This is a genomic window from Kribbella sp. NPDC054772 (assembly GCF_053611945.1).
In genome coordinates this window covers 96867-115845 of the sequence record NZ_JBSHBJ010000013.1, presented here as the reverse complement: position 1 = coordinate 115845, position 18979 = coordinate 96867, and the positions used below count along the sequence as shown (strand labels likewise).

Below are 18979 nucleotides of genomic sequence, written 5' to 3'. Positions count from 1 at the left end.
CGCCCCCGGGGGCGCTGGGGGGGCCCCCCCCACCCCGGCGCCCCCCCCCCCCACTCTACCCCCCCCCGGGGGGGGGGGCGCCCGCCCCGCGCACCCCCCCCCCCGACGAGAGGCGGTGCGTCAGCGGTCGCCGTGCCAGGAGTGCCAGAGTGCGGCGTACGCACCCTCGGCACCGACCAGCTCGTCATGGCCGCCGAGCTCGACGATCTTGCCGTCCTCGACGACCGCGATCACGTCCGCGTCGTGTGCGGTGTGCAGCCGGTGGGCGATGGCCACCACGGTCCGGCCTTCCAGCACGGTCGCCAGCGACCGCTCCAGGTGCCGGGCCGCGCGCGGGTCCATCAACGAGGTCGCCTCGTCCAGGACCAGCGTGTGCGGGTCGGCGAGCACCAGCCGGGCCAGCGCGACCTGCTGCGCCTGGGCCGGCGTCAGCGAGACCCCACCGGAGCCCACCTCGGTGTCCAGACCGCCGTCGAAGCCGGCCACCCAACCGTCGGCGTCCACCGAGCGCAGCGCCGCCCAGAGGTCGGCGTCGGTCGCGTCTTGCCGGGCCAGCCGCAGGTTGTCGCGCACACTGCCCACGAACACGTGGTGCTCCTGGTTGACCAGGGCAACATGACTGCGCACCTGCTCGGCAGACATCCGGTCCAGCGCCGCGCCACCCAAGGTGATGTCGCCGACGCGTGGTGAGTAGATGCCGGCCAGCAGCCGGCCCAGCGTGGACTTCCCGGCACCGGACGGCCCGACCAGTGCCACCCGGGCACCCGGCTCGACCGTCAGCGTCACACCGTGCAGTACGTCGCGACCCTCCAAGTACCCGAACCGTACGTCGTCCGCGAGCACCGTCCGGCCGTCCGGCTCGGCGTCACTCGTCGTCTCCTCGGTCTCCACCTCACGGACGCCGACCAGGCGGGCCAGCGACACCTGCGCCACCTGAAGCTCGTCGTACCAGCGGATCATCATGTTGACCGGCTCGACGAGCATCTGGATGTACAGCGCACCCGTGGTTAGCGCACCGACCGTGAGCCAGCCCTGGATCGCGAAACCGCCACCGATGACCAGTACGGCGGCCAGCGCCACCGTGTGGGTCATGTTGATCACCGGGAACAGGATCATCCGCAGGTACAGCGTGTACCGCTCCCAGGCGACCCATTGACCGATGCGGGTGTCACCGAGACCGATCCGGCGGCCACCGAGCCGGTGCGACTCGACGGTCCGGCCGGCGTCGACCGTCTCGGCCAGCGCCGAGGCGACCGCGGCGTACCCGGCGGCTTCGGAGCGGTACCCCGATGGTGCGCGGCGGAAGTACCAGCGGCCACCGATGATCAGGATCGGTGCCGCGATCACCACGGCCACGGCCAGCGGCGGTGCGGTGACGACCAGGGCGCCGATCAGGAGTGACGCCCAGATGATCGCGATCGTCAGCTGCGGTACGGCGTCCCGCATGGCGTGCGAGAGCCGGTCGATGTCGGTGGTGATCCGGGACAGCAGGTCACCCGTCCCGGCGCGCTCCAGCACACCCGGCGGCAGTCCGACCGCGCGGACCAGGAAGTCCTCGCGGAGGTCGGCCAGCATCTCCTCACCGAGCACCGCACCGCGCAACCGCGTCATCCGCACGAACACGGTCTGCACCGCGAGCGCGATCACGAAACCGATGACGACGTACGGGAGCTTCACGTCGGTCTTGCCCTCGGACAGCTTCTGCACCACGTTGCCGAGCAGCCAGGGACCGACCATGCCGCTCAGCGCCGCCACCGCGTTCACCAGCGTCAGCCAGAGGAACGCACGGCGATGCCGGCGGAACAGCGTCTTCAGATAGGCACGAACGGTCGCGCCACTTGCCACCGGGAGCCGCACTACTTCCTGTGGGGCCGCCGGGTCGTACTCCGGGCGCTTCACACGGACTCCTCGAGAGTCGATTCGTCTTCACGGGTCACGACGGCGCGGTACCGCGGGTTGGTGTGCAGCAGCTCGTGGTGCGTGCCGACCGCTTCGACGCGGCCGTCCGGCACGAACACCACCCGCTCCGCGCGGTCCAGCATCAGTGGGCTGGACGTGAACACCACCGTGGTCCGGCCGGACCGCAGCAGCCGCAGACCGTCGGCGATCCGCGCTTCGGTGTGCGCGTCCACCGCACTGGTCGGCTCGTCCAGCACGAGCACCTGCGGGTCGACGTACAGCGAACGGGCCAGAGCGACCCGCTGCCGCTGACCGCCGGACAGGGATCGCCCGCGCTCGGTCAGCACCGCCTTCATCGCGTCGGACTCACCAGCGGGCAGCGTCTGCCGCAGTACGTCGAGAATGTCCTCGCACTGCGCCGCGTCCAGAGCCGTCTCCGGCGTGACCGCACCACTGGCCGGTACGTCGAACAGGTCGCGGACCGTCCCTGACAACAGCACGGGGTCCTTGTCCTGCACGAGCACGACCGTCCGCGCGGAGTCCAGCGGGAGGTCGTCCAGCGCGACGCCGTCGAGCAGCACCGACGCCTCGCCATCGGCGCTCGGGCTGTGACCACCGAGGCGGTCTGCCAGCAGACCACCGGCGTCCGGGTTGCCGGAGACCACCGCGGTGAAGCTCCCGGCCGGGACGTGCAGACCGGTGACCGGGTCGAGCAGGTCGCCTTCCGGCGCCTGCGCCTCCCCGGTGCCCTTGGTCTCGTCGGTCCGCTGCAGCGACAGCACGCGCGCGGCCCGGCGGGCCGACACCTTCGAGAAGATGAACGCGCTCGCCGTCTCCTCGAACGTGTGCAGCGGCACCAGCATGAACGTGATGAACCCGTACGTCGTGACGAGCTCGCCGACCGAGATCTTGCCGGACGTCACCAGGTGCACGCCGAGCCAGACCACGACCACCAGGAACACACCGAACAGCAGCACCTGCAGCGCCGCGATCAGCGCCCACATCCGGGCACTGCGGACCGCGCTGCTCCGGTACTGCTGGGAGGCCTCGCGGTAGCGGTCCAGGAACAGCTGCTCACCGCCGATGCCGCGCAGCACGCGCAGACCGGCGACGGTGTCGGCGGCCAGCTCGGTGGCCCGGCCGCCCTTGGCCCGCTGCTCGTCCGCGCGGCGCTCCGCGGGACCCATCAGCGGGACGATCGAGAACGCCAGCACCGGCACGGCGACCAGGACCACCAGGCCGAGCTCCGGTTCATAGAACATCAGGCCGACGACGACCGCGAAACAGGTCAGCAGGGCGGCGGCGAACCGGCCCAGGACCTCGACGAACCAGCCGATCTTCTCGACGTCGCCGCTGCTCACGGCGACCACCTCGCCGGCGGCGATCCGGCGGGTCAGCAGCGAGCCCAGCTCCGCTGCTTTGCGCATCAGCAGCTGCTGCAGGCGGGACGCCGTACTGATCCAGTTCGTCACCACGGCGCGGTGGAAGAACGAGTCGGCGCCGGCCTTGGCCGCACCGAAGACCAGCAGTAGCGCACCGGCCAGCATCAGCTTGGGCCAGGAAAGGTCGATCGCCGCCTGCACGGCGAGACCGACGGCGACCGGAGCGGCGGCGATGCCACCGAAGAAGACGAGCCCCCAGAAGACTGCGAGGACCTGCCCGCGCAGCTGCTGGTGCTCCAGCCAGAGGATGAGTCGGAGACCGGACCGGGTGTCGGGCACACCCGGATCGGCGAACGGAATGAGGCGCAACGACATGACGTCTCACAAAGAGGCATAGAGGGATGAGAAAGGGTGCCTGACCAGGCGAATGCATCAAGCGTAGGCGCCGCCGCCGACAGTCCGTCAAACCGTTTTCAGGTCCTGTGGCGAACCTCTCGGGAATCGTTTCCGGAACCGGGTAGTACAGTCTTCAACGGGCGATCGGAAGGAGCCGGGTGGAGGAGCTGACGCGCGGGCGGCGGCTGCTGGTTCTCGGCATCTGTTGCTCCAGCTTGTTCATCGTCGGGCTGGACTCGACGATCGTGAACCTGGCGCTGCCGGCCATCCGTTCGGAGCTCGGAGCGTCGGTCGAGAAGCTGCAGTGGACGATCGATGCCTACACCCTGGTGCTGGCGAGCCTGTTGATGGTGTCCGGGTCGACAGCCGACCGGATCGGGCGGCGACGGACCTTCCAGGCCGGGCTGGTGCTTTTCGGGATCGGGTCGCTGCTGTGCGGCGTCGCGCCGACCATCGACCTGCTGATCCTGTTCCGGGTGCTGCAGGCCGTCGGCGGGTCGATGCTGAACCCGGTGGCGATGTCGATCATCACCAACACGTTCACCAACCCGCGCGAGCGTGCGCAGGCGATCGGGGTCTGGGGCGGGGTGGTCGGGCTCAGCATGGCGGTCGGGCCGGTCGTCGGCGGCACGCTGGTCGACGGGCCGGGGTGGCGGTTCATCTTCTGGATCAACGTGCCGGTGGCGGTGCTCGCCGTCCTGATGACCAGGCTGTTCGTGCCGGAGTCGCGGGCCGCCGTACCGCGGCGGATCGACCCGGTCGGGCAGGTGCTCGTCGTACTACTACTCGGTGGGCTGACCTACGGAGTCATCGAGGGCCGGTCTGCAGGGTGGGGGTCGCCACTGATCCTCGGGTGCTTCGCGGTGGCCGCGGCGGCGCTGGTGACGCTCGTGTACTACGAGGGGCGTCGGAAGGAACCGCTGCTCGATCCACGGTTCTTTCGGAGCGCGCCGTTCTCGGGTGCCACTCTGATCGCGGTGTGCGGTTTCTCGGCGCTGTCCGGGTTCCTGTTCCTCAACTCGCTCTATCTGCAGTCGGTGCGTGGGTTCACCGCGCTGCATGCCGGCCTGCTGACGTTGCCGATGGCTGCCATGACTGTGGTGTTCGCGCCGGTGTCCGGCTGGCTGGTCGGTCACCGCGGTCCGCGGATACCGCTGGTGGTGGCCGGGACCATGCTGACTGCGGCAGGTCTGATCCTGTCCCGCTTGACGACCAGTACGCCGACTGTGCTGTTGCTGATCGGCTATCTGGTCTTCGGACTCGGTTTCGGCATGCTGAACGCGCCGATCACGAACGCGGCGGTCTCTGGGATGCCGCGGGCCCAGGCCGGTGTCGCTGCCGCGATCGCGTCAACCAGTCGTCAGGTCGGGGCCTCACTGGGTGTCGCCGTCGTCGGTACGGTGCTGACTGCGCGGTTGGTCGGCTCTTTCGAGACGGGGTTCGTCGACGCGGCTCAGCTCTGCTGGTTCATCATCGCGGGCTGCGGACTGCTGGTACTCGTGCTGGGGCTCATCACGACCACGCAGTGGGCCCGCCGTACCGCATCCGCTGTTGCCGACGAGCTGGCGGAGTCTAGGGCTGCTGGATGAGGCCGGCGCGGGTCAGGGCCTTCAGGCGGCCCTTGAGGATCTTCTGGCGGCGCTCCTCGCCGGGGAACAGTTCCAAGTAGTCCGGTCCCTTCGCGGCGAGCAGGTCGTCGTCGAGGCGGCGTACCGTGCCGGCCGGGGCGCGATGGGTCATGGCTGCCTGCACGGCTTGGCTGTCGATGCCGGTGAGCAGTTCGGTGAGCTGCTCCTCGGTGGTGACGCCGAGGCGGTGCAGGACACCGAGGATCCAGGTGTAGTGCGTCGTCTTCGCGTGCGGCGCGTCCGGGTACCGACGGGTCAGGTACGTCGTCAACGTGGCCGAGGTGAGATCCAGCGGGGCCTTGTCCGACGCGGTCGCGGCGAGCTCGCGGTACAGCCGGTCGATCTCGGTGAACTCGTTGTCGGCCAGCTCCATCAGCGCAGCGGCCAGCAGGAACCGCCGGTCGAACTCCGGCTTGCGGTCCGGCGGGATGTCGAGCTTGTACCGGATGTCGTGCTCGAACTCGGCCCACGCGTGCTGGACCGCCGTCCGGACCTGGATCTCCATCACCAGGTTCTTCAGTACGGCGTACTCCGGGAGCTCGCGACGGTGCTCGTTGAGCCGGACCAAGTAGTGCTTGCTCGCGTACCCGAAGACACCCTGCGCCCGGGTGTGCGCACCCATGTCGGTGTGCTCGACGATCTCGAACTCGGCCTCGATCACCTCACACACCCGGTCTACCGCCTCGACCAGGAACGTGATCACCCGGGCCGCGACCAGGTCCGTGATCTGGTTCAGCGGATCGTCGTACTTCGGCCGGTCGGGATCGTCCGGGTGCGGTTTCGAGGCCTTGGTGAGGAACGACTCCGGGTCCTTCGCGCGGGCCGTCGCGGTCAGGTAGTTGATGCCTTCCTCTTCACCGATCAGCTCGTTGATCAGCGCCTCGAGCTTGCGCGCGCCACCGACGTACTGCTGATGCACCCGTTCGTACAACGCCCCCGCTTGCGGAACCCACTCCACCATGGGCGGAACCCTAGTGGTCCCTGAAGTGGTCTTGGCGTCGCTCGCGGTGTCTATCGGTATCTAGTGAATTCGGTAGAAAGTCGTAGACAGTCCTCGCGACACGCTCTGGTCGTTGATTGGTCAATCTACGGAAAACGCTAGACGGCCTCATACAGTGAAAGCATGGATCCGATCCGGAATCCCTATGCGCCCGGCGCCGGTCAGCGGCCGCCTGAGCTGGCCGGACGTGACACCGAGGTGCGGCAGTTCGAGGTGGTGCTCGAGCGGGTCGCGGCGGGCCGGCCGGAACGGAGCCTGGTACTCAGCGGGCTCCGGGGCGTCGGTAAGACGGTGCTGCTCAACACGCTGCGATCGCAGGCGATCAAGCGCGCGTGGGGCACCGGGAAGATCGAGGCACGGCCGGACCAGAGTGTCCGGCTGCCGATCGCTCAGGCGCTGCACACCGCGATGCGGGAGCTGGGACACCGGCACCGCGACGACGAGCGGGTCGACCAGTTCAGCGCCGTACTGAAGGCCTTCGCGTTGCGGACCGCGGCGAACGACCGCAAAGGCATCCGCTGGCACCCGCCGGTCGACGTGGCGGCCGCCAAGGGGCGTGCGGACTCCGGTGACCTGGAGATGGATCTGATCGAGCTGTTCACCGATGCGGCGGACCTGGCCGGTGACCTGTCGGTCGGAGTCGGGCTGTTCATCGACGAGATGCAGGACATCAGCGCGGACGACCTGTCCGCGCTGTGCGCTGCCTGCCACGAGATCTCACAGCAGAGCGCGCCGCTGGTCGTCGTCGGCGCCGGTCTGCCGCATCTGCCCGCTGTGCTCTCCGCCAGCAAGTCGTACTCCGAGCGACTGTTCCGCTACATCCGCGTCGACCGGTTGGCCCGCGACGCGTGCGACCGGGCGCTGATGATCCCGGCGGAGAGCGAAGGCGTGCAGTACGACGAGGAGGCGCTGGACGAGCTGTACGCGCAGACCGACGGCTACCCGTACTTCGTGCAGGCCTTCGCGCACTCCACCTGGGACCACGCGCCCACCACGCCCATCACCATCAAGGACGTGGCTGTCGCGGCACCCGAGGCGTCGGCCGAGCTGACGGTCGGCTTCTTCGGTTCGCGGTACGAGCGAGCCACTCCCGCGGAACGCGAGTACATGCGCGCCATGGCCGAACTGGGCATCGGCGTCGACGACGGCGCCGTTCCGACGTCCGAGGTCGCCGGCACCCTCAAGCGCAAACCCCAGTCCCTCTCCCCCGCCCGCGACGGCCTGATCAAGAAAGGCCTCGTCTTCTCCGCCGAACGCGGCACCGTAGCCTTCACCGTCCCCCACTTCGGCAAATTCCTCCGCACCCGCACCGCCTGACCTCCTCGGGCGCTACCTCGCGGATGGTGTTGAGGCTGGGCTTGGATTTGTTGGTTGGGCTTGGTTTGAAACGGGGGTTTCGGGGTTCTGTGATGACTCTGTAGGGTGAAATGCCATGACCACCCGGCGGAGCGGCCAGCGGCCCGTGACGGCTGGGCGGAAGCGGGTGGGCGGGCGGCACAGCCGGCGGAAGTCCTACAAGGGGCAGTGGTTCACGGTGACCGCCCTGGCCGTGCTGGGGACCGTTGTGGTCGCGCATCCGGATGTGGCGCATCGGGCGAGTCTCGCGGCGGAAGTGGTTGCTGGGGCCAACAGCGCCGAGCAGCGGGAAGTGCCGGACAACATCGCGGTGCCCTCGCCCAGTGCGACGCCGATGGCGACGCCGACGCAGAAGTTCACGACACCGTTGCGGCCGGCACCGACTCTGACCCGCAAGCCCAAGAGTGCGAAGCCGAACGTGCTGGTGTCGACCGGCAAGCTGGCCGTGGTGCCGGGGTTCAACAAGGCGACCGGTGTGCGCGACAAGCTGACGTACCGCGTGGAGATCGAGCAGGGCGTAACGGTGAACGGCGCCGCCGTGGCCGCCGCGATCCACCAGACGCTGACCGACCCGCGGGGCTGGCAGGCGATCCATCCGGTGAACTTCGAGCGGACGGACAGCGTCGACGCCGATCTCCGGATCATCCTGGCGACGCCGACCCTGACCGACAAGCTGTGTCTGCCCCTCGACACCGGCGGTGAGGTGTCCTGCCGCGTCGAGGACCGGGTGGTACTCAACGCGAAGCGCTGGATCTACGCGATCCCGGCGTACAACGGGAACGTGGAGATGTACCGCAGCTACCTGGTGAACCACGAGGTCGGGCACGCGCTCGGCCACGGCCACTCGACCTGCACGAAGGTGAAGACCCCCGCACCGGTGATGATGCAGCAGACGAAGGGCCTGGCCGGCTGCCTGCCGAACGCCTGGCCCACCATCAAAGCCACCTGAGAGACTGGGTACGACGGGAGGGAGCAGGCATGTCGTCACAGGACTTCCCGACGTACGGCCGGGACGATGAGCCCGAGCAGCAGCCCAGTGCGGACCAGCACCACTACGCCCCGCCGACGCCGTACGGCGGTGGCACCTACGGGTCCGGTCAACAGCCACCGGAAGCACCGGAGTACTACGCCGAGCCGCAGCTCTACGGCACGCCCCCCGGCCAGTACGGCGTCCCTCCTCAACCACAGCCACAGCAACAGCCGCACGGCCAGGGACAGATCACCGCGCCACACGCGCAGCCGCCGACCTACCGGCCCGGCACCCCGTACGGCGCCTCCGCGAGCCCCGAGCCGCACGAGCTCCCGACGTACGGCCGTGACGAACCTGCCGCACCGCGTGACCCGCGCGCCGCTCGGGTCGTCGGCCTCGCGACGGCGATCGCCGCGATCTACGGCCTGCTCGTCATCTCCGTCCAGCGGGTCTCGCTCCGCGACATCTCGCAGGCGCCCGGCTCGCCGCTCAACCATCCGCTGCGCACCGACGTGATCGACGCGGTCGGTCAGCTGCTGCTGCTCGTGGTCGGCGTGGTCGCGCTGGCGATGTGGATCCGCGACCTGCGGGCCCGGAGCCGGGCCGGTCAGCAGCCCGAGCCGGGCGAGGTGGTCGGACTGATCCTGGTCGCGGTCTCCGCGGTGCTCATCCTGGTCTGGCTGTTCATGGTGCTGTCCACGGGCCTGGGCGCCAATGACGAGTCGGTGCACCGGCTGCCGACGGCGTACGGCTGGGGCGGTTTCGGGCTGCTGGTCCTCGCGGCCGGCCTGTTCCTCGGGCACCGCGAGCTGAAGCCCGAGGTGCCGAACCCGGTCGTGCAGGGTCCGCCGGCCAAGGCTCCCTGGGAGTGAGCGCTCCTGTCGTCCTGGTGCCCGGCCTGGGTCTCGGCCCGGAGTCGTACACCAGGACGGTCGAACACCTGATCACGCCGTACCACGTGGTCACGCTGCCCGGGTACGGCGAACCCGCCGGCGCCCGTGAGGACCTGCACCCCCGTGCGCTCGCGGTGGGGCTGGCCGAGAAGATCCGCGAGCGGTCGGTGCTCGTCGGCCACTCGGCGAGCTGCCAGATCGTCGTCGAGACCGCGATCCGGTACCCCGAGTTGGCGCACGCCGTCGTCCTCGTCGCGCCGTCCGGTGACGCCCGAATGTCGAGCGTGGACCGAGCGGTGCGCTGGCTCGGGTCCGCCGTGCCCGACTCACCGAAGCTCCTCCGGGTCGTCACCCCGCAGTACGCCCGGACGACGCTGCCGACCATCGCCCGCGCCGGCGAGGCCTCCCGGCAGCACGACCTGGCGGCGGTGATCGCGCAGGTCAAAGCGCCGGTCCAGATCGTCCGCGGCCGGCACGACCTGCTGTCGACCGCCGAGTGGGTCGAGCGGCTCGCGACGCTCAGCAACGGCGAGTCCCGCACGCTCGACACCGGGGCCCACATGCCGATCGTCACCAACGGCCCGGAAGTCGCCGCTCTCATAGAACGAGCAGCCACTCTTCCCGAAGGTAGCTGACGCGTTAGAGTTGTCCCCGTCAAACCTATGCGGGAGCTCGCACCGACGTGCGCGGGCTGAGAGGGCGACAGCTGGGTCGCCGACCGCCTGAACCTGACCGGGTAATGCCGGCGTAGGGAGTGGGGTCACTCATGACCAGTACTGCTGTCCGTTCTGCGAGCACCACCGAGGCGCCGCTCGTCCTCACCACCGACGCGCCGCGGACGCTCGGGTTCTTCGACCAGTTCACGCTGTGGGGGAACTTCGGCATCTCGCTGTTCGGGCCGGTCACCGGTGCGCTGGTCGCGGCGTACACGGGCTCGCTCTGGCAGGGCCTGCTCGCGGTCGTGGTCGGCTGCGGGATCGGTGCGCTCGTCCTCGGCGGCGCGGCCGTGTTCGGCTCCCAGACCGGGGCGCCGGCGATGGCTTGTCTGCGCGGGCTGTTCGGCCGCCGCGGCTCGATCGCGCCGACCGTGCTGAACATCGCGCAGAACGTCGGCTGGGCGACGATGGAGATCATCGTGATCTCGCAGGCCGCGGTCGCGGTGACGAGTGAGCGCTGGCGCTGGGTGTTCGTCGTCCTCGCGGGAATCATCGCGACGACGATGGCGGTCCGGCCGCTCGGCAGCGTGAAGATCCTGCGGAAGTTCATGGTCTGGATGGTCCTGGTCGCGTCGATCTACCTGTTCGTGCAGGTCCTCAGCAAGCCGGCGCATGCCTTGCCTCAGGACAACGTGTTCGGCTTCTGGCCGGCGGTCGACCTCGCTGCGGCCGGTGTCGTCTCGTTCGCCCCGCTAGCTGCCGACTACACGCGCCACTCGCGCACTAATAAGGCTGCGTTCGGCGGGTCCGCACTCGGCTACGGCCTGGCCGCGATCGGGTACTACGCCCTCGGTGTCGTCGCCGTCGCGACGCTGCAGACCAACAGCGAGGACGTGATCACCGCACTGGTCACCCTGCCGGCCGGCGCGATCGCACTGTTCGTCCTGCTGGTGGACGAGGTCGATGAGGCCTACGCGAACGTCTACTCGACCACGATGGCCGCCCACAACCTGATCGGCCACATCGACCGGCGGTGGATCTCGGTCGCGATCGGCATCATCGCCACCGGCATCGCACTGTTCATTGACCTGGGCAACTACACGCAGTTCCTTTACCTGATCGGCTCGGTCTTCATCCCGTTGTTCGCGGTCGCGATCGCGGACTTCTTCATCGTGAGCAAGATGAACTGGGACGTCTCCGATACGGCGAAGTTCCGCTGGCAACCGACCCTCGCGTGGCTGATCGGTTTCACGGCGTACCAGCTCGTCAACCCGGGCACCGTCGGCGGCTGGTCACCGTTCTGGACCGACCTTCAGCAAAGACTGTTCAACCACCAGCCGGTACCGACCTGGCTCGGCGCGACCTATACGTCGATCATCGTCTCGATGCTGGCCGCTGTACTTCTGGGCCGGATCGGTCGCCGACAGGCTGCCTGAGCAACACCAGCGCGACCGTTGGGAACACCAACACAGACAGCAACCCGGCGCAGACCAGGGCTGCGGCGGTGACCGGAGTCATCAGACCGGTGAGTACGCCGATCTGCGTCGCGGTGACGATGAACGGCAGCGATGTCGCCTGCAGCAAGGCCGTTGCGGCTGTCGCCCGGGATCCCAGCCTCCGGACCGCAAGGTACGCCGGTACTCCCCGGACCACGAGCAACGCGACCAGGAAGAGCGGGACGCGAACCAGCGCGGCCGGGTCGTCGAGCAGACCGCGAAGATCGAGACGCAGTCCGCTGGTCACGAAGAACACCGGAATCAGGAAGCCGTAGCCCAACGCCTCCAACTTGATCCGGAAACGTGGATGCGACTCGGCGTCGCGATCCACCAGACCGATCACCGCACCGGCCAGGAACGCGCCGAGGATCGTCTCCAGTCCGAACTGCTCGGCCAGCACCACGAAGGCGACCAGCAGCGCCACCGCGGCCCGGACCCGGATCTCCGCCGTCGTGTCCTGTAGTCGCAGCAACACTCCGCCGAGTCGCTGCGACCGTCCGGCGGTGGCGACGACCAGTCCGGTGACGACAACGAGCAATGCGAACAGTCCGACCATCACCAGCCGTTCGCCCGCGCTGCCGCCTTCGGTCGAGAACACCAGCGACAGCACCAGTACGGCGGCGAAGTCAGCAACTGACGCGGCGGCGATCGCGAACTGCCCGACGCTGCTCTCCGACTGGCCGGCATCCTTGAGCACCGGAACCACCAGCCCGAGCGAGGTCGCGGACAACGTCACTGCGAGCAGCAACGGGCTGTGCACCCACCCGGCCGCAGACAGGCCGACTCCGGCGAGTGAACCGAGCAGCAGAGTCACGACGTACCCGAGGACCGCCAGTCGCAGCACCTGGCCGCGGAGCCGGTGTACGTCGATCTCCAGGCCGGCCAGGAACAGCAGGAAGCCGAGGCCCAGCACGGCGACGATCTGAACGGGCAGGTCGACCGCGACCAGTCCCAGTCCGTACGGCCCGACGATGATCCCGGCCACGATCTCCAGCACAACGGCAGGCACGCGGAGTCGCGGTGCGAGCCCGAGCAGCAGCGGTGCGAGCAACGCGATCACCGTGACCGCGAACAGATTGGTGAACTCAACCGTGCGGCATACCGGATCAGTGCCGCCGCCGCGGCCGGGCGTTACGCCTCAGCGGCGAGGAAAGCCGCGGAACGCGTCCATCAGGCCGTCGCGGGTCTCCGCGGATAGGTGCTGTGGCTCGACCTGGCCGATCTCGGCGACGGTACGGCGGATCTGCTCGACGTAGATCTCGCAGCCGTCGCAGAGCTCGAGATGGTCGACGAATCGCTGCTCGGTCTCCGGGTCCAATGCATGGTCGAGATACGCGGTGACCAGTTCGACCAGTTCGGCGCACGTCATGAGCCGGCTCCTCCGAAATAGCGCTCGAGCCGGCCGCGGACGTTCGCCCGGGCGCGGTGCAGCAGGACCCGCTGATTGGCCATCGAGATCTCCAGCAGGGCACACACGTCCTCGGCATCGTGGCCGTCGATGTCCCGGAGCGTCAGGACGACCTGCTGCCGGACCGGCAGGCCGTCGATCGCCGCCGCCACCGCCGCCCGGACCTCGTGTGCAAGGACCTCGGTCTCGGTGGTCGGCCAGCGCTCCGGGAACGTGCGCCACCCGCCCGGGTACTGGTCGCCGGCGCCCCGGAACCGCTTCGGGTCCATCGTCGGCCCGTGATCCGGGGCCAGGCTGGTCCACGGTACGGTGCGCTGCTCGCGGACAGCCCGCTTCCGCGCGATGTTGACCAGGATCCGGTACACCCAGGTACGCAGCGTCGACCGGCCCTCGAAGCGCTCGATCCCTTCGAACACCGCCAGCCAGGTGTCCTGGACAACCTCTTCGGCGCTGGCCGTGGTCGACACGAACGACCGGGCCAGCCGCAGCATCGAGCCCGACCAGCCGTTCAGCAGGCACGCGAACGTGTCCTCGTCCCCGGTACGCAGACCGGCGACGAGTACGTCGTCCGTCGGCACCACCACCCCCACAGGCAGACGGTACAACAGCCGGGTCAGCGGTACTCCGGGTTCTCGAAGTCGAATCGGCAGCCGGCATCCCACTCCGACCGCTGGTTGCCGTACGCCGGGATGCCGCCGGAATCCTTCATCATCCGGGCGAGATGCAGCAGGTTCCAGGTCATGAAGGTGGTGTTCCGGTTGGTGAAGTCGTTCTCCGGCCCACCCGATCCGGCATCCAGGTACGACGGCCCGGGTCCGGCCGCGCCGATCCAGCCGGCATCGGCCTGGGGCGGGATCGCGTAGCCGAGGTGCTGCAGCGAGTAGAGGACGTTCATCGCGCAGTGCTTCACCCCGTCCTCGTTCCCGGTGATCAGGCAGCCGCCGACGCGTCCGTAGTACGCGTACTGGCCGTGCTCGTTGAGAACCGACGAGTTGCCGTACAAGCGCTCGATCACCCGCTTGGTCACCGAGCTGTTGTCGCCCAGCCAGATCGGCCCGGCGATCACCAGGATGTCGGCCGCGTGCACCTGCTCCTGGATCGCGGGCCACGCGTCGACCGCCCAGCCGTGCTCGGTCATGTCCGGCCAGACCCCGGTCGCGATGTCGTGATCGACGGCCCGGATCACGTCGACCTGGACACCCTGTTTCTCCAGGATCTTCCGGCTGATGTCGACCAGGCCCTCGGTGTTGCTGACGGCGGGCGAGCGTTTCAGCGTGCAGTTGACGAACAGTGCGCGAAGGTCGGCGTACTCGGTCATCGGTGGCTCCTAAAGCAGTTCCGCGTCCTGCTCGATGCAGAGCAGGGCTGGTCCGGTGGCGGCGAACAGTTCGGTCATCGCGGCGTCCAGGTCCGCGCGTCGGGTGACCCGCAGGCCGGTCGCGCCGCAGAGTTCGGCGTACGACGCCCAGTCCGGGTTGTGCAGGGTCGTGTGCCAGACCGGGTAGTCGGCGGCGAGTTGTTCCTTGCTGATCTTGCCGAGCGAGTGGTTGTCGAGCAGGACGTGCTTGATCCCGATGCCGTACTTGACCGCGGTGGTGAGTTCGGCGGCGTACTGCCCGAAGCCGCCGTCGCCGGTGACCGCGACGATCGGCCGGCCGGGTGCGGCGGCCCAGGCGCCGAGTGCCGCCGGGTACCCGAAGCCGATCGACCCGAGGTAGCCGGACATCAGCACCGGTTGGCCCTTCGACTCCAGGTACCGGCCGAGCGAGTACGCATGGTTGCCGACGTCAACGGTCACGACGGCGTCCGCGGGCAGGTGCCTGGACAGCGCGTCGAAGACCGCGGCCGCCGACACGCCCTTGCCGCGATCGTCGTCGACCCGGCGCTTCTTCTCCGCCCGCCAGATCGCCCAGCGTTCGGCGAGGTCCGGCCGCTGGTCCTCGGCCTTGGTGTCGGCGAGCATCCTGGTGAGCGTGGCCAGCGCCAGTTGGGAGTCGCCCAGCACGTCCACGGCGACCGGGTCGAAGCGGCCGATGGCGGCGTGGTCGTCGTCGATCTGGACGATCGGCTTGTACGCCGCGATGCCGGTGTGGTTCGAGAACGAAGCGCCGACCACGATCAGCAGATCCGACTCGTTCATCAGCCAGCTCGCCACCGGCGTACCGCTGCGGCCGAGTACTCCGGCGCCGAGCGGATGAGTGTCCGGCACCAGCCCTTTGGCCTTGAACGTGGTCAGCACGGGTGCGTTGAGACGCTCGGCCAGCTCGCGGACCTCGGTCTCGGCGCGGCGAGCACCGTGGCCGACGATCAGGACCGGTCGGCGGGCGTCGTGGATCATCGCGGCGGCCCGCGCCAGGGTGCCTTTGTCCGGCCGGATGAGACGCGGTGACAGCCGTCCACCCGGGCGCGTGGCCGGTGCGTCGGACGGCTGGACCTGGACCTCGTCGGGCAGCACCAGGTGCGCGACGCCACGGCCGTCGATCGCGTGCTTGACCGCGAGCGCGGCCAGCTCGGCATGATCACTGCCCGCGTGCACCGACGTACTCGAGACCGCGACGTCGCTGAAGACCGCGGTCAGATCGAGATCCTGGAACGCCCCGCGGCCGCGCCACTTCGACGGCACCTGTCCGGAGACCGCGATCACGGGCGAGCCGTCGAGCTTGGCGTCGTACAGTCCCGTCAGCAGGTTGGTCGACCCCGGGCCTGCGATCGCGAAGCACACGGCCGGCCGGCCCGTCAGCTTGCCGTAGGCGCTGGCCGCGAACGCTGCGGCGCCCTCGTGGCGGATCCCGATGTAGGTGAGTTCGCCGCGGTCCTCGGCGCGCCGCATCGCGTCGGCGAACCCGAGGTTCGAGTGCCCGACCATGCCGAAGACGTGCGTGATCCCGTGCGCCACCAACGTCTCGACCAGCACGTCCGCGACGGTCCGTACCTGCGTCGGCAGTTCCGGAAGCTGTACGTAGACACCGTCGGCGCGCTCGTCCACGTCGTACGACGGAACGCCGTCGGAGAACCCCTCCGGTGGCTGACCGGTGATCGGGTCGTAGTCGTACCCGTGCCACGGACAGCGCAGCAGCCCCTTCTCGATCGAGCCCTCACCGAGCGGACCGCCCTGATGCGGACACTTGTTCTCCAGTGCGCCGAGTCGCGCCCCACAACGCGCCATCGCGATACTCCGACCGTCCACAGCGACGCTGCGGACCCGCCCTTCCGCCGGTACGTCGATGTCGTTCACCCGATGCCAATTCGCTGACATGTAACGTCTCCCGCCCCTCGCGACACAGACCGTCCAACAGATCAGTGCCGGCCACCGATCAGGCGTTACAGGAAGAGGGGCCACCATGCACGCACGTTCGCTCGCCGTAACCCGCCGATCCCTGCACGGCGTCGCCGAACTGCTGCTGGCCGGACCCCAGCACCGTCAAGGCCGCGGTATCAGGTTGCGCGTCGTACCGGGCGGCTTCGGCACCCTGGACGGCACGCTGCGGGTCGCCGGCGACTCGTTGGTCTCGCCGACGGTCTCGGTGCGGCTGACCGGCACGTACGCCGAACTCGCCGCGGCCGTCGGTGTCGAGGCGAGCCGACTCGACGACGTGTACTCCGGTGGTCCGAAGATCGCGCCGGACGACCACCTGGAGATCGACCCGGCGGCCACCCGGCTGCTCGAGGATGCCTTCGCCCGCGGTGACGCCGCACTCCGGGACCTCGCGCCGGGTGAGACCCCGACGCTCTGGCCCGAGCACTTCGACGTCGGAGTCAGCATCGACAAGGTCAACTACGGCGTCTCACCAGGCGACGACGACCAGCCCGAGCCCTACGCGTACGTCGGGTTGCCGACGCCGCGGACCGGTGAATTCTGGAACGCCCCGTTCGGCGCCGTGCGGCCGCTGTCCGAACTGGCGCAGCTCTCCGGCATCCGTGAGTTCTTCGGCACCGCGAGATCCCTGCTGGACAACTGACCCGGGGGTACCGGAATACTGACAGCATGCTGAATTCCGCACTGCGTAGCCGGGCCGAATATGCGGAACTCGGGGCCGACGGCCTGGCCGCGCGTACGACGCCGGAGCGGGACGCGCTGATCGTCAAGGCCGTCGAGGAGCTGCTCGCCGACCGGGAGACGGTGCTCGACCTCTGCTGCGGGTACGGCCGGGTCGCGCTGCCGCTGCGGCGGGCGGGCAAGGTCGTCCGTGCGCTGGATATCTCGCCGAACCTGATCGAGGCCGGCCGCGCCCGGGCCGCGGAGGACGAGCTCGCGGTCGACTGGGCGATCGGTTCGATGACCGACCTGCCGTACAAGTGGGACTCGTTCGACGCGGTGATCTGCCTGTGGACGGCGTTCCACGAGCTGTTCGCCGAGGACGAGCAGATCTCCACGATCTGCGAGATCTCCCGGGTGCTGAAGCCGGGCGGGATCGCGATCATCGAGGGCCCGGCCTGGGGACCGGCGACGGCCGCCGAGATCGCCAACGGCCTGCGGCAGGGACCCGAGCACCGGATCGTCACCACCGAGCACGCCGACGACACCAGCAGCGTGCATTTCATCCACGACGAGATCAGCTACGGACGGCTCTGCGCGGCCGCCGGAATCGACGACTACAAGGTCTACAAACGGGATTGGGGCGGTCGCCGCCGGCTGATCCTGGAGATCCACCAACCGTCGAATGACTGACGCGTCAGGAAATTCCGTCGCCCGCGCCGCCTGACCGGAAACAAGAAGCAGATCCCCACTCCACATTGGGGATCTGCTCCTTTGTGTATTCAGTCTAAATCCATTCCGGACGATTCCGGAAAACTCAGCTTTTTGCTTCGAGATTCAGCAAGAAGCGTTTCGCGTCGAGCCCACCGGCGTACCCCGTGAGGGCGCCGCTCGCGCCGACCACCCGGTGGCACGGCAGCACGACGCACACCGGGTTCGCCCCGAGGGCCGTCCCGACCGCGCGGGACGCCTTGGGTTTCGCGATGTCGGAGGCGACCGCGCCGTACGTCGTCGTGGCGCCGTAGCTGGTGTGGCTCGGGAGATCGTTCAGGACCAACCGCTGGAACGGTGTCGCCAGCGCCAGGTCCACCTCGACGTCGAAGGCCTGACGCTCACCGGCCAGGTATTCGTCGAGCTGGCGGCGCAGGTCGTCCAGTGGGCGGGCCTGACGCAGTACTCGCGGGGAGATCGCGCGGGCGAGCCGATTGGTCATCGTCTCCTCGTCGCCGAAGGAGCTGGCCACCACCCGGCCGTGCGTGATCGCGAGCAGCAGGGTCCCGATCGGGGTGTCGTGCAGGGTGTAGGCGACGTCCGCCGCCGGGAGGATCGGTGGTTTCGGGTCGAGTGTGCTGAGCCGGGTCAGCCGGCTCTCGAGATCAGTCATCGTTTACTCCGAGTTTCGTGCGCAGGGTCGACAGCGCGTCGCTGACGAGCCGGCGCGACGCGGCGGGCGTGGTGTCCAGAGCGGCGGCCACGCCGTGGTGGTCCAGGTCGCCGACGTACTTGAGCGTGATCGCGAAGCGTTGCCGCTCCGGGAGCTGGTTGACCGCCTGCCACAGGTCGGGGTCGGGCCAGTCGGCGGCGTCCGGGCCTTCGACCGCGACCGGCGGCGCCTCGTCCAGTGGGCGTTGCGGTTTCCGCGCCCGGTGGACGTCGGTCGCGCACCGGGCAGTGATGGTGAGCAGCCAGCCGCGCAGGTTCTTCGCCGACGTCAGTGCCGGGTACGCCGCATACGCCTTCTCCCAGGCGCGTTGCGCGACGTCGTCGCCGTCCACCGGTCCGGCCAGCGCGCGCGCCAGCCGGCCCACGTCCCGCCAGTGCGCGTCGATCAGCGCCTGGAACGGCGGCAGTACGACCTTCTCCCGAGCCATCACGTAAGTAGAACGCATCACCGGTGGAGCGTGTGAGTCCGCATCACG

The 18979-nt window shown here is 69.1% G+C and carries 18 protein-coding genes and 1 riboswitch; of the genes, 8 read left to right on the top strand and 10 right to left on the bottom strand.

The window, feature by feature from the left end; genetic code table 11:
* Positions 1-120: 120 nt before the first annotated feature.
* Positions 121-1899 carry an ABC transporter ATP-binding protein gene (locus ACWGID_RS21600; RefSeq protein WP_452199121.1) on the bottom strand — a complete coding sequence of 593 codons (1779 nt, stop codon included), beginning with the start codon at positions 1897-1899 and terminating at the stop codon, positions 121-123.
* Positions 1896-3656 (bottom strand): ABC transporter transmembrane domain-containing protein, encoded by a 1761-nt coding sequence (locus ACWGID_RS21595; protein ID WP_452199119.1) that lies wholly within the window; start codon positions 3654-3656, stop codon positions 1896-1898. The genes ACWGID_RS21600 and ACWGID_RS21595 overlap by 4 nt, the downstream gene beginning before the upstream one ends.
* Positions 3657-3835: 179 nt before the next feature.
* Here ACWGID_RS21595 and ACWGID_RS21590 point away from each other — a divergent pair, with 179 nt between their 5' ends.
* Complete coding sequence (locus ACWGID_RS21590; RefSeq protein WP_452199117.1) at positions 3836-5266, top strand: MFS transporter; 1431 nt, start codon at positions 3836-3838, stop codon at positions 5264-5266.
* Here the strand turns inward: ACWGID_RS21590 and ACWGID_RS21585 are convergent.
* Entirely contained in the window at positions 5250-6266 is a 1017-nt protein-coding gene (locus tag ACWGID_RS21585; RefSeq protein ID WP_452199115.1) for a GTP pyrophosphokinase, read from the bottom strand. The genes ACWGID_RS21590 and ACWGID_RS21585 overlap by 17 nt on opposite strands.
* Positions 6267-6428: 162 nt before the next feature.
* On the opposite strand from ACWGID_RS21585, the gene ACWGID_RS21580 reads away from it, so the two are divergent.
* The 5 genes from ACWGID_RS21580 to ACWGID_RS21560 all read left to right on the top strand — a co-directional run bounded on the left by ACWGID_RS21580 (position 6429) and on the right by ACWGID_RS21560 (position 11616).
* On the top strand, positions 6429-7622 hold the full coding sequence (locus ACWGID_RS21580; protein WP_452199113.1) for an ATP-binding protein: 1194 nt from the start codon (positions 6429-6431) through the stop codon (positions 7620-7622).
* 115 nt (positions 7623-7737) lie between these two features.
* Positions 7738-8610 carry a DUF3152 domain-containing protein gene (locus ACWGID_RS21575; RefSeq protein ID WP_452199111.1) on the top strand — a complete coding sequence of 291 codons (873 nt, stop codon included), beginning with the start codon at positions 7738-7740 and terminating at the stop codon, positions 8608-8610.
* 29 nt (positions 8611-8639) lie between these two features.
* Positions 8640-9503, top strand: a complete 864-nt coding sequence (locus ACWGID_RS21570; protein ID WP_452199110.1) for a hypothetical protein — start codon at positions 8640-8642, stop codon at positions 9501-9503.
* Complete coding sequence (locus ACWGID_RS21565; RefSeq protein WP_452199108.1) at positions 9500-10159, top strand: alpha/beta fold hydrolase; 660 nt, start codon at positions 9500-9502, stop codon at positions 10157-10159. Before ACWGID_RS21570 ends, ACWGID_RS21565 begins: the two co-directional genes overlap by 4 nt.
* 19 nt (positions 10160-10178) lie before the next feature.
* A riboswitch (TPP riboswitch) is annotated at positions 10179-10295 on the top strand.
* Complete coding sequence (locus ACWGID_RS21560; RefSeq protein ID WP_452199106.1) at positions 10291-11616, top strand: purine-cytosine permease family protein; 1326 nt, start codon at positions 10291-10293, stop codon at positions 11614-11616. It overlaps the preceding riboswitch by 5 nt.
* Here the strand turns inward: ACWGID_RS21560 and ACWGID_RS21555 are convergent.
* The 5 genes from ACWGID_RS21555 to ACWGID_RS21535 all read right to left on the bottom strand — a co-directional run bounded on the left by ACWGID_RS21555 (position 11555) and on the right by ACWGID_RS21535 (position 16340).
* Positions 11555-12736: a cation:proton antiporter gene (locus ACWGID_RS21555; RefSeq protein ID WP_452199104.1), complete on the bottom strand. Its 1182-nt coding sequence runs from the start codon at positions 12734-12736 to the stop codon at positions 11555-11557. The two genes, ACWGID_RS21560 and ACWGID_RS21555, sit on opposite strands and share 62 nt — an antisense overlap.
* 78 nt (positions 12737-12814) lie before the next feature.
* On the bottom strand, positions 12815-13045 hold the full coding sequence (locus ACWGID_RS21550) for an anti-sigma factor family protein (RefSeq protein ID WP_452199102.1): 231 nt from the start codon (positions 13043-13045) through the stop codon (positions 12815-12817).
* On the bottom strand, positions 13042-13674 hold the full coding sequence (locus tag ACWGID_RS21545) for an RNA polymerase sigma factor (protein ID WP_452199100.1): 633 nt from the start codon (positions 13672-13674) through the stop codon (positions 13042-13044). Before ACWGID_RS21545 ends, ACWGID_RS21550 begins: the two co-directional genes overlap by 4 nt.
* Positions 13675-13697: 23 nt before the next feature.
* The gene (locus ACWGID_RS21540; protein ID WP_452199098.1) at positions 13698-14402 is read right to left on the bottom strand and encodes a flavodoxin family protein; all 705 of its coding nucleotides are present in this window, start codon (positions 14400-14402) and stop codon (positions 13698-13700) included.
* A 9-nt stretch (positions 14403-14411) separates the two neighbouring features.
* Positions 14412-16340, bottom strand: a complete 1929-nt coding sequence (locus tag ACWGID_RS21535; RefSeq protein ID WP_452199096.1) for a thiamine pyrophosphate-binding protein — start codon at positions 16338-16340, stop codon at positions 14412-14414.
* A gap of 85 nt (positions 16341-16425) precedes the next feature.
* Between ACWGID_RS21535 and ACWGID_RS21530 the strand changes: the two genes are divergently transcribed.
* Together ACWGID_RS21530 and ACWGID_RS21525 are read left to right on the top strand one after the other, a co-directional pair.
* The gene (locus tag ACWGID_RS21530; RefSeq protein WP_452199094.1) at positions 16426-17043 is read left to right on the top strand and encodes a hypothetical protein; all 618 of its coding nucleotides are present in this window, start codon (positions 16426-16428) and stop codon (positions 17041-17043) included.
* Between the two features lie 26 nt (positions 17044-17069).
* Positions 17070-17753, top strand: coding sequence for a class I SAM-dependent methyltransferase (locus tag ACWGID_RS21525; protein WP_452199092.1), 684 nt, complete (start codon positions 17070-17072; stop codon positions 17751-17753).
* 124 nt (positions 17754-17877) lie between these two features.
* Here ACWGID_RS21525 and ACWGID_RS21520 read toward each other — a convergent pair whose 3' ends face one another.
* A complete protein-coding gene (locus ACWGID_RS21520; RefSeq protein WP_452199090.1) occupies positions 17878-18444 on the bottom strand; it encodes a methylated-DNA--[protein]-cysteine S-methyltransferase in 567 nt (188 codons plus the stop codon).
* Complete coding sequence (locus ACWGID_RS21515; protein WP_452199252.1) at positions 18437-18949, bottom strand: RNA polymerase sigma factor; 513 nt, start codon at positions 18947-18949, stop codon at positions 18437-18439. The genes ACWGID_RS21520 and ACWGID_RS21515 overlap by 8 nt, the downstream gene beginning before the upstream one ends.
* Positions 18950-18979: the final 30 nt, after the last annotated feature.

What these genes read in the sequence shown, in the direction of transcription:
- ACWGID_RS21595 (WP_452199119.1), bottom strand. Translation starts at nt 3,656, where the DNA reads ATGTCGTTGCGCCTCATTCCGTTCGCCGATCCGGGTGTGCCCGACACC.
- ACWGID_RS21585 (WP_452199115.1), bottom strand. Translation starts at nt 6,266, where the DNA reads ATGGTGGAGTGGGTTCCGCAAGCGGGGGCGTTGTACGAACGGGTGCAT.
- ACWGID_RS21580 (WP_452199113.1), top strand. Translation starts at nt 6,429, where the DNA reads ATGGATCCGATCCGGAATCCCTATGCGCCCGGCGCCGGTCAGCGGCCG.
- ACWGID_RS21575 (WP_452199111.1), top strand. Translation starts at nt 7,738, where the DNA reads ATGACCACCCGGCGGAGCGGCCAGCGGCCCGTGACGGCTGGGCGGAAG.
- ACWGID_RS21570 (WP_452199110.1), top strand. Translation starts at nt 8,640, where the DNA reads ATGTCGTCACAGGACTTCCCGACGTACGGCCGGGACGATGAGCCCGAG.
- ACWGID_RS21560 (WP_452199106.1), top strand. Translation starts at nt 10,291, where the DNA reads ATGACCAGTACTGCTGTCCGTTCTGCGAGCACCACCGAGGCGCCGCTC.
- ACWGID_RS21550 (WP_452199102.1), bottom strand. Translation starts at nt 13,045, where the DNA reads ATGACGTGCGCCGAACTGGTCGAACTGGTCACCGCGTATCTCGACCAT.
- ACWGID_RS21540 (WP_452199098.1), bottom strand. Translation starts at nt 14,402, where the DNA reads ATGACCGAGTACGCCGACCTTCGCGCACTGTTCGTCAACTGCACGCTG.
- ACWGID_RS21535 (WP_452199096.1), bottom strand. Translation starts at nt 16,340, where the DNA reads ATGTCAGCGAATTGGCATCGGGTGAACGACATCGACGTACCGGCGGAA.
- ACWGID_RS21530 (WP_452199094.1), top strand. Translation starts at nt 16,426, where the DNA reads ATGCACGCACGTTCGCTCGCCGTAACCCGCCGATCCCTGCACGGCGTC.
- ACWGID_RS21525 (WP_452199092.1), top strand. Translation starts at nt 17,070, where the DNA reads ATGCTGAATTCCGCACTGCGTAGCCGGGCCGAATATGCGGAACTCGGG.
- ACWGID_RS21520 (WP_452199090.1), bottom strand. Translation starts at nt 18,444, where the DNA reads ATGACTGATCTCGAGAGCCGGCTGACCCGGCTCAGCACACTCGACCCG.
- ACWGID_RS21515 (WP_452199252.1), bottom strand. Translation starts at nt 18,949, where the DNA reads ATGCGTTCTACTTACGTGATGGCTCGGGAGAAGGTCGTACTGCCGCCG.